Source organism: Streptomyces sp. NPDC090045, assembly GCF_044747975.1.
Classification (GTDB): Bacteria; Actinomycetota; Actinomycetes; order Streptomycetales; family Streptomycetaceae; genus Streptomyces.
Map to the genome: position 1 here is coordinate 16,517 of NZ_JBIVFA010000023.1, position 11,255 is coordinate 27,771.

Annotated in this window: 10 protein-coding genes and 1 riboswitch; of the genes, 5 read left to right on the forward strand and 5 right to left on the reverse strand. The window is 70.9% G+C overall.

Annotated features, from left to right (window positions below):
- Nucleotides 1-315: 315 nt before the first annotated feature.
- A complete protein-coding gene (locus ACIPYQ_RS38020; RefSeq protein WP_401258875.1) occupies nt 316-1,458 on the forward strand; it encodes an alpha/beta hydrolase in 1,143 nt (380 codons plus the stop codon).
- A gap of 120 nt (nt 1,459-1,578) precedes the next feature.
- Here ACIPYQ_RS38020 and ACIPYQ_RS38025 read toward each other — a convergent pair whose 3' ends face one another.
- The 3 genes from ACIPYQ_RS38025 to ACIPYQ_RS38035 all read right to left on the reverse strand — a co-directional run bounded on the left by ACIPYQ_RS38025 (nt 1,579) and on the right by ACIPYQ_RS38035 (nt 3,650).
- Nucleotides 1,579-2,010 carry a hypothetical protein gene (locus ACIPYQ_RS38025; protein WP_401258877.1) on the reverse strand — a complete coding sequence of 144 codons (432 nt, stop codon included), beginning with the start codon at nt 2,008-2,010 and terminating at the stop codon, nt 1,579-1,581.
- Nucleotides 1,997-2,449: an Ohr family peroxiredoxin gene (locus ACIPYQ_RS38030; RefSeq protein WP_401258879.1), complete on the reverse strand. Its 453-nt coding sequence runs from the start codon at nt 2,447-2,449 to the stop codon at nt 1,997-1,999. Before ACIPYQ_RS38030 ends, ACIPYQ_RS38025 begins: the two co-directional genes overlap by 14 nt.
- A 74-nt stretch (nt 2,450-2,523) precedes the next feature.
- A riboswitch (guanidine-III (ykkC-III) riboswitch) is annotated at nt 2,524-2,585 on the reverse strand.
- A 54-nt stretch (nt 2,586-2,639) separates the two neighbouring features.
- Nucleotides 2,640-3,650: an AraC family transcriptional regulator ligand-binding domain-containing protein gene (locus tag ACIPYQ_RS38035; RefSeq protein ID WP_401258881.1), complete on the reverse strand. Its 1,011-nt coding sequence runs from the start codon at nt 3,648-3,650 to the stop codon at nt 2,640-2,642.
- A 262-nt stretch (nt 3,651-3,912) separates the two neighbouring features.
- On the opposite strand from ACIPYQ_RS38035, the gene ACIPYQ_RS38040 reads away from it, so the two are divergent.
- The 4 genes from ACIPYQ_RS38040 (at nt 3,913) to ACIPYQ_RS38055 (ending at nt 8,958) form a co-directional block, all read left to right on the forward strand.
- Nucleotides 3,913-4,689, forward strand: a complete 777-nt coding sequence (locus ACIPYQ_RS38040; RefSeq protein ID WP_401258882.1) for a type 1 glutamine amidotransferase domain-containing protein — start codon at nt 3,913-3,915, stop codon at nt 4,687-4,689.
- A gap of 96 nt (nt 4,690-4,785) precedes the next feature.
- Nucleotides 4,786-6,924, forward strand: coding sequence for a hypothetical protein (locus ACIPYQ_RS38045; protein WP_401258885.1), 2,139 nt, complete (start codon nt 4,786-4,788; stop codon nt 6,922-6,924).
- A gap of 237 nt (nt 6,925-7,161) precedes the next feature.
- On the forward strand, nt 7,162-7,704 hold the full coding sequence (locus ACIPYQ_RS38050) for a GNAT family N-acetyltransferase (protein WP_401258994.1): 543 nt from the start codon (nt 7,162-7,164) through the stop codon (nt 7,702-7,704).
- A gap of 174 nt (nt 7,705-7,878) precedes the next feature.
- Complete coding sequence (locus ACIPYQ_RS38055) at nt 7,879-8,958, forward strand: glycosyl hydrolase (protein WP_401258887.1); 1,080 nt, start codon at nt 7,879-7,881, stop codon at nt 8,956-8,958.
- Here ACIPYQ_RS38055 and ACIPYQ_RS38060 read toward each other — a convergent pair.
- Nucleotides 8,941-10,224, reverse strand: a complete 1,284-nt coding sequence (locus ACIPYQ_RS38060) for an NAD(P)/FAD-dependent oxidoreductase (RefSeq protein WP_401258890.1) — start codon at nt 10,222-10,224, stop codon at nt 8,941-8,943. The two genes, ACIPYQ_RS38055 and ACIPYQ_RS38060, sit on opposite strands and share 18 nt — an antisense overlap.
- 354 nt (nt 10,225-10,578) lie before the next feature.
- Nucleotides 10,579-11,214 carry a VOC family protein gene (locus ACIPYQ_RS38065; RefSeq protein ID WP_401258892.1) on the reverse strand — a complete coding sequence of 212 codons (636 nt, stop codon included), beginning with the start codon at nt 11,212-11,214 and terminating at the stop codon, nt 10,579-10,581.
- Nucleotides 11,215-11,255 lie beyond the last annotated feature (41 nt).

Genomic DNA, 11,255 nt, shown 5'->3' on the forward strand with positions numbered 1-11,255 from the left:
CCAGCAGCCGCATGCGGCAGTGCCTGCTGGCAGTTGGCCCGTCGCGTCCCGCAGCAGGGCTTGGGATCTCTCGTGCGGTCGTTCCTCATGTCTCGGGCGTAGCCCTGGAGAGCTACGCCGCAGGTTGGCCCCTCCGGGGGACGCGGGTCACCGGCCCTGAAAGCGAACCTTGTGATGTCCGTCCGGGAGCAGATCCGCCTCCCGCACTCCGCACTCTCAAGGAACGCAACCATGTCCGTAACCCAACGCCCGGCACCTGCCTCGCAGGCTACTTCTCCTGGCAGGACCAGGAGGTTTCTCCGTGTCGTTGTCGCCTTGATCGCCTCCGTCTTGGCCTTCCTGACGGCCGCGATCGTGCTGGGCGCATACGTTCCGGCCATACCCAAGGCCGGCGTGATCGGGCCGGTCATCGGCGGACAGTACCCCTTCCACCTGGCGATCCTCGCCCTGACCGGTGTGGCTCTGGGAATGCTGGCGTGGCGTAGCGGCCTGGTGCGCTGGGGTCGCATCCTCACCGCGGTGACCGCTCTGTCGGCCATCGCCGCACTGGTCATCAGCGGCATCCAGTTCGCCGCCGCACGCGACGCCGGTACGAAGGTCTCCTTCAGCCAGGTATTCACCCAGCTCGCCTACCCGGGCGGCGCCACGCCGGATATGACGCAGATCTATGCCACCCGTGACGGCGAGTCACTCGAAGCGGACATATACCTGGCCAAGAAGAGCCAGGGCCGCAGGGTGCCGGCCATAGTGCTCGCTCATGCCGGAGGCTTCCACACCTTCGACAAGAGCGACCTGCGGGGCACCGGCCGTTGGCTGGCGGACCACGGTGTGGCCGTGATAGCCGTCGACTACAGCCTGGCCTCCCCCGGCCGCCCCACGTGGGGCAAGGCACCGCAAGACCTCATGACCGCCCTTGGCTGGGTGCAGGACCACGCCGATCAGTACGGCATCGACACCTCGCGCATCTCACTGGGCGGGATGTCGGCCGGCGGCACGCTCGCCATGAACACCGCCTACCGCCTCCAGAACGGCACCCTGCAGGCCACCGGCGGTACCACCAGTACCGCCACCCCCAAGCCCCCGTACTCCGTCGTGGGCTTCTACCCCGGCACCGACGTCAGCACCATGTGGAAGGACGACATCGCCGGCACCCGTGAAGCCGCGGAACTCTTCACCGGCGGCACACCTGCCCAATACCCCGAGCGCTACCGCGAGGTCTCCCCCACCACCGACATTCAGAAGGGCCTGCAGCGCACCCTGCTCGTCGTGGGAGACCGTGACCGCAGCGCCCGCTCCGAAACCATCAGGGAGTTCGGCGCCTCGCTCCGGGCGCATGGCGTCGACAGCACGGTGAAGGAACTGCCCTTCGCCGAGCACGCCTTCGACGACGTCTACGGCAGCCTCACCTCCCAGACCAGCCGCCAGATCCTCCTCGACTTTCTCGGCAGAGAGGCGTGACACGTGACATCGCCATCCGGGACTGCGCTTGCCTGACCGTTCAGCCACCGGCCCAGCTCAGCAGGTGTGGGCACCGGCAATGCCGCTCATGGCGGTCGCCGCACCCCCACCGCGGGGAGGTCACAGGCGCCAGTACGTCCCCGCGCGGGAATCGACGTGCACGACGTGCCGGCCGACGCGCACCACGTGGTGGTCCGGGCCGGACCAGGAGCCTGTGGCGCCGGCTGCGGCGGGGAGCGGGGTCCAGATCTCCAGGAAGGTGCTGCCGTCCGGGTTGGTGCCCCGCTCGACGAGGTTCGTCCCCTCCCACCGGAAGGTGCCGGTGTCCTCGCCGGGCTCGCCGGTGAGGTGGTGGAAGTGCACCTGGGAGCCGTCGAAGGACGTCGTACCGGCGAAGCCCCGGCTGTCGGCGTAGTACGACCCCGCCTGCAGCCACACCACTTCCCGGTCCTCCACCAGGGGTCCGCCGTTGCGGCTGATGCCGCGCCGCAGCCAGGCGCCGTGATCGGGTACCGGGACGCCGTCCACCGGCACCGGCTCAGGACCGGTCATCGGTGGCGGGGTCGTCCACGGCCAGGAGCGTCAGCGGTACGTTGCCGCGTACCGCCTGCGCGTACGGGCAGACCGCGTCCGCCCGGTGCAGCAGGGGCTCGAGGTCCGCCGCCCGCCACCCGGGCAGGCTGACCGTGAGGGCCACCGCGAGGCCGTAGCCCGCGGGCGTGTCCGTAGTGCCGAGCTGCACTTCGCAGGCCACGTGCGCGGCGGAGGCATCCGCCCCGAACTCGGCGGCGACCTCCGCGAGTGCGGAGGTGAAGCAGGCGGCGAAGCCGGCCGCGAACAGCTGCTCGGGGTTGGTGGTGCCGGGTACCTTCTTGCGCGGCGGGGCGAGGCGGACGTCCAGGCGCCCGTCGTCCGTGCGGACGGATCCGGTACGGCCCCCGGCGGCATGTGCGGTGGTCCGGTACAGGCTGCGGGTGAGTGGCACGGTCATGGGTTCGGCCCATCCTGCTCGACGCGGACGCTGCCCGGGTGCGGACAGCGGACGGCGCTGCTCGTGCAGCACCTCGCGCGTCGTCGTGCGTAACCGGGTACGGCGCATCTCGTCCGGGGCCTTGGATCCGGCCGCCGGACAATCTAGCAACGGTGACAGCTGGCCGGGGCCTCGGACGCGGTGAACTTCCTCACCCGCTGGACTTGGGTGGCCGGTACCGGCTGCGGTAGGCCCCGGGCGGCATGCCCTCCCACCGGGTGAAGGCCCGGACCAGGGCCGTCGCGCCGCTCAGACCGACGAGGGGAGCGATCCGGTCCAGCGGCAGGACCGTGGTCTCCAGCAGTCGCCTGGCCCGGCCGTGGCGGGCGGTGTCGAGGAGCGCCCGCCATGACGTGCCCTCGGCGTGCAGGGCCCGGCGCAGGGTTCGGACGCTGAGGTTGAGCTCCTTGGCGGGGCCTTCGGGGCCCGCGTCCTCGAGCGCGGCCCGCTCCAGCCACTGCCGTACGCGCTCGGCCACGGTCGCGGCGGCGGCTGCGGACAGCTGGTGCAGGAGTCGGTCGGCGTAGGCCCGGTGCAGGGCGTTGAGCGCGGGATCGTAGAGGGGCCGGCGCCTGTCGAGGTCCTCGCCGGCGACCGTGATCGCGTTCTCCGGGGCGTCGAAGGTGACGGGGCAGCCGAGGACACGGGTGTAGGGCTCGGCCGAGCCCGCGCGGGGGTGGGCGAACGACACGGCCAGGGGCGCCCAGGCGTCGCCGGCGATCCAGCGGGCTGCCCGCACCATGCTGCTGACGACCGCCTCCACCTGTTGGGGGCGCATGGCGGCCGGGCCGACGGTCGGCCGGTAGCAGATCCAGCCGATGCCGCCGCGACGGCGCAGGGTCACCGTGCCCGCCTGGCTCACCAGGGGGTGGTAGCGCTCGGCGGCCAGCGCCGCGTCCGCGAGGCTGGCGCAGGTGAGGACGAGGTGGCCCAGGATGTGCAGGCCTTCGGGCCGGATCCGGTCGCCCACGAGGAGCCCGGTGTGCGGGCCGGCGTCCCGGGCGTCGAGCACCTCGTCCCACAGGGCGCGCATCTCTCCGTACTCCAGCCGGTCCGTGGGCAGGGCCCAGGAACCGGACGGCCCGCCCTTGCCCTTTCCCGTCGCGCTCAGGACGGCGAGGGCGTACGACGCGGTGACGGAGGGCGACTCGGGGGTGGACACGGCCGCCAGTCAATGCGGGCACACCACCCCCGTCAATACCGTCCGCCGCGGCGAGACGACCGCCGGGGAGGGTTCGGAAGTCAACGCATTGGCCGCCCGAGTGAATGACGGGGCCGCGGGCGGCTCCTAAGGTCGGCCTTCGGACACCGAGGGGATCAGGGTCCCTCGGGACGCCGGGACGCCGGGATGCCGGGGAATCCGGAGCATCCAGGGAAGCCGGGGAAACGTGCTGCCCTGATCACCACCGCCAGAGGAGTGCTCCGTGATTCTCTTCCTGCTCCCCGCAGGCGACTACGACCCGACCGAGGCGGCGGTGCCCTGGGCCGCATTGCGGGACGCAGGCTTCGAGGTGCGGTTCGCAACCCCCGGCGGGAAGGTCGCGCTCGCCGACCCCCGACTCACGGACCTCGGCTTCTCCTGGCTGTCGCCCTGGCTGATGACCCGCCGCGCCGAACTGGCCGCCTACCGGCGCCTCACCGAGGACCCCCATTTCCTCGCCCCCGCATCGTACGCGGATGTCGACCCGGCCGAGATCACGGGCCTCTTCGTGCCCGGCGGCCACGCCTCGGGCATGCGGACGCTGCTCGAGGACGCCACCGCCCAGCAGCTGTTCGCCCGGATCTTCACCCAGGGTCTGCCGGTCGGGGCCGTCTGCCACGGCGTACTGCTCGCCGCCCGCGCCAAGGATCCCGCCACCGGGCGCTCGGTCCTCCACGGCCGGCGGACGACAGCTCTCACCTCCCTGCTGGAGTTGACGGGGTGGAACCTCACGCGTCTCTGGCTGGGGCGCTACTACCGCACGTACCGCACCACCGTGCAGCAGGAGGTCACCGCGGCCCTCGCCGATCCGCGCCACTTCCTCGCCGGCCCTCCGCTGCCCGTCCGCGACACCGCCGCGCGGCCCGGACGCGGCTTCGCCGTCAGGGACGGCAACTACGTCTCCGCTCGGTGGCCCGGCGACTGCCACCGCCTGGCGGCGGAGTACCTGGACCTGGTCCGCGCCCATGCGGCGGGAGCGGTGCAGCACCACTCGGGGTGAGCCCGGCCCCCACCACCGCGCTGGCCGGTGGCCGGCGCCCGATGACCATCTCCGCAGTGTCATGAACGCCTCGTGAAAGAGATGGGAGGGATGGGGATGAACCGACGAAGAGCTTTCGGACGAAGCCGCTACCTGTTAATCGGCCTGGTCCTCGCGATGGTCACCCTGGTACTCGGCCCCTCGGCCGCCGGCGCGTCTGCGGGCCCGCAGTGGTGGGAGCCCGTGGCGCGCCCGGCCCCGGACTCGCAGGTCAACGTCACCGGGGAGCCGTTCACCGGGACCGACGCCCGGGGCCGGGTCCGCGGATACGTCGACGCACACGTCCACTTGATGTCCAACGAGGGCTTCGGCGGACGGCTGGTCTGCGGAAAGGTCTTCTCCGCTGCAGGGGCGGCGGACGCCCTCAAGGACTGCCCGGAGCACTACCCGAACGGCGTCCTCGCCCTCTTCGACATGATCACCAAGGGCGGTGACGGCCGGCACGACCCGAACGGCTGGCCGACCTTCGCAGACTGGCCGGCCCATGACTCCGCCACCCACCAGCAGACCTACTACGCCTGGGTGGAGCGGGCCTGGCGGGGCGGCCAGCGGATCCTGGTGAACGACATGGTCACCAACGGGGTCATCTGCTCGCTGTACTTCTTCAAGGACCGCGGCTGCGACGAGATGACCGCGATCAGGCTCCAGATCCAGAAGACGTACGAACTCCAGGCCTACGTCGACGCCATGTACGGCGGGGCGGGCAAGGGCTGGTTCCGGGTCGTCACCGAGCCCGACCAGGCGCGCAAGGTCATCCAGGAGGGCAAGCTCGCCGTCGTCCTCGGGGTGGAGACCTCCGAACCGTTCGGCTGCAAGCAGGTGCTGGACAGCGCCCGCTGCACCATGGCCGACATCGACCGCGGCCTGGACGAACTGCACCGGCTGGGCGTGCGCAGCATGTTCCTGTGCCACAAGTTCGACAACGCCCTGTGCGGAGTCCGGTTCGACTCGGGCACCCAGGGCATGGCCATCAACGCCGGTCAGTTCCTGTCGACCGGGACCTTCTGGAGCACGGAGCCCTGCCCCGGCCCCGAGCACGACAACCCGATCGGCTTCGGGCTCACCGCCGGGCCGGCCGAGCACACCAGCAAGACCAGCAGCACCGGCAGCACCGGCAGCACCGGAGCGTCACAGGCACCAGCGCAGGCGGAGGCGGAGGCGCGGATCCGGGGCGCCCTGCCGGAAGGCGTCGAACTCCCGCAGTACGGCAACGCCTCCTTGCAGGCAGCGCAGTGCAACCGCCGCGGCCTGACCTCGCTGGGCGAGTACGCGGTGCTGGGCATGATGAAACGCAGCATGATGCTGGAGATCGACCACATGAGCGTCAAGGCGGCGAACCAGGCGCTGCGCGTGCTCGAGGCCGAGCGCTACCCCGGTGTCCTGTCCACGCACGGCTGGATGGACGAGAACTGGACCGAGCGCGTCTACCGCCTGGGCGGCTTCATCACCGGCCACATGTACGAGGCTCCCGCGTTCACCGCCGAGGCGCGCGAACACGCCGCCCTGCGCACCAAGTACGGCGCCGGGTACGGCATCGGCACCGACATGAACGGCTTCGCCTGGCTCCCCGGCCCCCGCGCCGCGGCCGGAAACCCCGTTCGGTACCCCTTCCGCAGCCCCGACGGCGGCTCGGTCCTCGACCGGCAGGTCACCGGCTCGCGCGTCTGGGACGTCAACACGGACGGCGGCGGCACCCACTACGGCCTCGTACCGGACTGGATCGAGGACATCCGGGTGACCGGCGGCCAGGACGTGGTGGACGAGCTCATGCAGGGCGCCGAGGGCTACCTGCACACCTGGGAGGGCGCCCGGGGCCACACCACCCCCTACGCGCCCCTGGTCCGCGGCTACCTCCCCCACGCCGGGCACCTGGCCTCCTTACGCCCCCTGCCGGCCGGATTCACCCACGAGGCGGTCTGGAAGGTGCTGCGGGACCCCGCACCCGGTACGGTCCGGCTCTACGAGTGCAGGGCGGCGGACCACTCGCTGCTGACCCCCGATCCGGGGTGCGAGGGCCAACAGCCCCTCGGCGCGGTCGGATACGTGTACACCAAGGCGGTGCCGGGCTCGGTGCCCCTCTATCGGTGCTACATCCCGTCCGTCTTCGACCACTTCGTCTCCAACAGAGCCGACTGCGAAGGGCCTTACTCGAAGGAGGGCCTGCTCGGCTACGCCATGGCCGTGACCGCGCCGTAGCACGAGGCGTCAGGGTGCCCCCGGCACGTGCGGCCCGGGGGCACCTTCGCGTTGATCCGGGGGCTGGGCAACGACCGGCCGCAGCGCGGAACGCCCGTCCGCCGCCCCGGCTCGGGGACCGTGCCCGGTGCGCTCGCCGGGCGGTCCTCTACGTTGACTTCATGATCTTGCCCTCAGGGCGGCGGACAGCCGTCGGGGGCGCGCGTGCACTCAGGGTGGGAGTCCGGGTTGAGCGGTGTGTCGTTCGAGCAGATGGAACGTTTCGACGAGGTCGTAGGGAAGTTGGATGCGGTCGTGCCTGTCTACCGGGAGGTCTATGCCGAACCGCCGTACCTCGAAGGTCCTCAGGACGCCGTCGACTTCCTCGCGCGTGCGCGGCGGCAAGCGACGCGGGACGGCTTCCGCCTCGTCCTGGCACGGGCCGCCGGCGAGATCGCCGGCTTTGCGTACGGCTTCCGGCTTGCGGCGGACACCGGCTGGTGGGGCGCGATGCGGGAGCCCCTCGGGGACGCCTTCGTGAAGGAGACCGGCCGGAGGACCTTCAACCTCGCCGAGCTCGCGGTGCGCAGGAAGTGGCGTCGGCAAGGCATCGCCGCGGAATTGCACCGGCGTCTCCTGTCGGGTCTGGAGGCCGAGAGGATCGCTCTCACGATGCGGCCGGAGCCCGAGGCCGCGCCCGCACGGGCGGCGTACGGCGCTTGGGGCTACCGGAACGTCGGCCGGGCTCGGTACGGGGATGCGTCCCCCGCGTACGACGTCATGGTGCTGACTCTGCGCTGACCCTTGGTCGGAGTCACGGCGCGCCCGGGTGGCGGCCTTCACCCGGTCGGGCCAAGCGGAGGCGGCCGGCTGCCGCAAATGGCCCAGGATCCGGACACCGGACAGGCAGCGAATCGGATGAGATGCCTAACGTCACAGGCAGACACATCGGTCCACGGAGCTTGCGGAGGTGTCATGTCCCATCGAGGCCGCTGGCTGGCTGGCGCCTGCACAAGTACGGTCGCAGCCGCCCTGCTCCTCACCGGGGGCGCCCTCTCCCCGCCGCCGCGAGACGTTTCCCACGGTGGCGGCGGGACCGAGGTCGCCGTGGGCGCCTATCTCCACTACGGCTCGCCCGGCGTGGAGAGGATGCAGGGACTCTCGCGCTGGCTCGGGGACGCCGACCTGCGCGCCGGGCACACCTACCTGCCCGGCGACACCTGGGAGAACATCGAGGGGGCACCCGATTCCCTGCGCAGCTGGGCGCGGTGGCGCAATGCGAGAGCCGATCGGCTGTTCGTCCTGAACGTGCCCATGCAGGAGCACAACGAGGGCGGCGTCCCCGAGGGCCGGATCGCCGAGCTGATCCGCTCCGGCGCGGAGGGTGAGTACGACCACCACTTCCGGCGGCTGGCCGAGCGTCTGGTCGACCTCGGGGTGCCGGACACGGTGATCGTGCTCGGGTGGGAGATGAACGGCTTCAACTACACCCACCGGTGCAAGCCCGACCCCGAGAACTGGAAGAGGTACTGGCGGCGCATCGTGGCTGCCATGCGCTCGGTGGAGGGGCAGCGCTTCCTTTTCGATTTCGCCCCCAACCGCGGCAGTGACGCGATCGCCTGGACCAGGTGCTACCCCGGTGACGACGTGGTCGACGTCGTCGGCATGGACTCCTACGACCAGCCGCCCGGTGACACCTTCGACGAGCAGGTCGACCAGCCCTACGGACTCCAGCACCATGTCGACTTCGCGAAGGCGCACGGCAAGCAGATCTCGTACCCCGAGTGGGGGCTGTTCCGGAACGGCGACAACCCCGAGTACATGCGGCGCATGCTGGCGTGGATCGCCGACCACGAGCCGCTCTACCACAGCATCACCGACTACTGCCCGCACGGCGTGTGGCAGTGCGGGCAGAACCCGCGCTCCGCACAGGTCTTCCGGGAGTTCCTGTCCACCGGGCAGGGCCGCGGCGGGCCTTCCGGCTTCGGCCGCGAGGACGACGGGGAGTGGGAACGGGAGTCCGGCGCGCGGAGCCCGTCACGACCCCGTTCGTGACAGGCGCGCGGGTGGCACGGCCGCCCCGCGATGCCTGATGTTGACGACCGAAGCCTTGGCCAGTGCGACGGGGTTCAAGAAGCGCAGCGGAGTGATCAGGCGGGAGGCGAACAGATGCATGTGGCGCGCCGCCGCTTCATCGCGCGCTGCCGCCGAGAACATCAGCCGCTCCACGGGATTGAACGGACGGGCCGTGGCGAAGTCGGCGGCCAGGTACTGGTAGCCGCGCAGCCGGCGCCGGTGCCTGCGCTCGTACACGGCGAGTGACCGGTCGAGGTCTCCCCCGCCGGCTGCGGCCGGGGCGACCGCCTCGGCCAGCCATTGCGCGGACTCCAGGGCCCACCCGCATCCCACTCCCCACAGGGGGTCGCCGGTCAGGGCGGCGTCACCGATGAGCGCGACGCCCGGTGTGGTCGGCTTGCGGCTGTGCAGCGGGTAGTTGACCAAGCCTATGATCTTCGTGACGCGTTCGGCGGAGTCGATGGGCGGCGCTTCCGGCAGGGCACGGATGAAGGAGAGGAAGCTGCCCTCCAGGTCTTCCCGGAAGGCCGGCAGCCGCTTCTTGTCCGGGAGGACGGCCATGACCGTCACCCCGTCGTCGTTGGGGAACGCGTAGGCCATGTCGGGTTCGAGGAACCAGGTCTGGCCTATCCCGCCGTGCAGCGGAAGGTTGCGGAAGTGCGCGAGATAGCCGAACCGCGCGTTCTCGTACTGCTGTACAGGAGCCTCGGCGAACTTCGCCACGGCCGAGTCCTTGCCGTCGGCGCCGACCACCAGGCGCGCCCGGATCTCGCGCTCGCCCTGTGGGGTCGAGGCGCGCACGCCCGTGGTTCGTCCGGCTTCTCGGACCAGACCGGTCACCTGATGCCCGAGGAGGAGATCGACGCCGGGGGTCTCCGCCGCGCGGGACCTGATCAACGGGTCGAGGACGCTGCGCCTGATGTTGTACGCGTACGGCAGCTCGGGGCCCGCCGGCGCGGCCCTCGGCTCGATCCATCCCCAGCGGGTGTACCAGCGGGCCTCGTTGCGGACGGCGCCCGCCTTCTCGATGGCGGGGACGAGGCCGAGTTCGTCCAGCACGGGGTAGGCGTTGGCCGTGATGGAGTGGGTGCACAGCACTTTGTACGCTTCGGGGTCCGAGCGGCGTTCCAGCAGTGCGACGCGGACACCGCGTCGGGCGAGCAGGATCGCCGCGGCGCTGCCGGCGAGGCTGGCTCCGCTGATGACGACGTCGTAGTCGTGTCCCGCGCTCTCGGGCTTGGTCATGTGCCGATCGCTCCCTTCCGGTGTGGTGCCGTTCGTGGGAGTGACACGGGGCCACAGCTGTCAGGCACATGACGAATCATAGGAGCTGTGGATCGGGTGACGCATGATCAGGAGGGAGGACCTGGGTTCTGTCCCTTTGGTCAGCGTCGTGCCCAGATGAGGATGGCGGCGAGGTGGAGTGCTGCCTGGTGGGCGGACCGGATCGGCCGGCATCGGCGGCTCGATCCGGCCCCGCATCGCATCAGTGATCACTAATCGGGCAGACACGTCCGATCAACAGACCACCCCATCAAAGAGGCACGCGCTGGCCAGGAGACCTCAGCCGGCTGCTCCCGTGGGGCAGTCGGGCCCTGGTCAGATCGTGACCGGGCCGTGGGCGGTGGCGAACTCGACCGAGACCAGGCCCGGTTCCTCATCCGCGACCCAGGTGACGTCGATCTGGTCGAGGGGGTGGTCGGCCGGTTCGCCGAGGAATTCGGCGATGGAGGCGGCGTCGCCGGCGATGGAGACCCCGTGGATGGTGGTGGAGGTGCGCGGGTCGGCGCTCGGGCGTTCCTCGATGGGGACCAACCACTGGAGGAAGTAGGGCAGCTGCGGGTCCTCCAGCAGTTCCAGCAGGCCGATCTGCTTCCACCTCAGGTCGAACCCGTCGGGGCGGACACGGTGGCCCTCGGCCGAGGTGCGGCCGAGGCGGGCCTCGACCGGGGCCATGTCGTCTACGGAGACCACCCAACCGAGCCAGCCACCGCCCTCGGCGGCGCGGCGCGCGACCGCCTGGCCGAAGGGTGCGCGGTCGGCGGCGGGGTGGTCGAGTGTGGTGACGACCTCGACGAAGGTGCCGCCGCTCAGCGGGAGAATGAAATTGCGGGTGCCGAATCGCGGGTGCACGCCCCCGTCGACGAAGCCGGCGCCAAGGGCCGATCCGATCCACTGGACGGTCGAGACGAAGCTGTCGCGGGCCACCGCATAGGACACGTGATCAAGTCGCACTACGTCATCATCACCCGACAACCCGCACAAATCCCGACGCC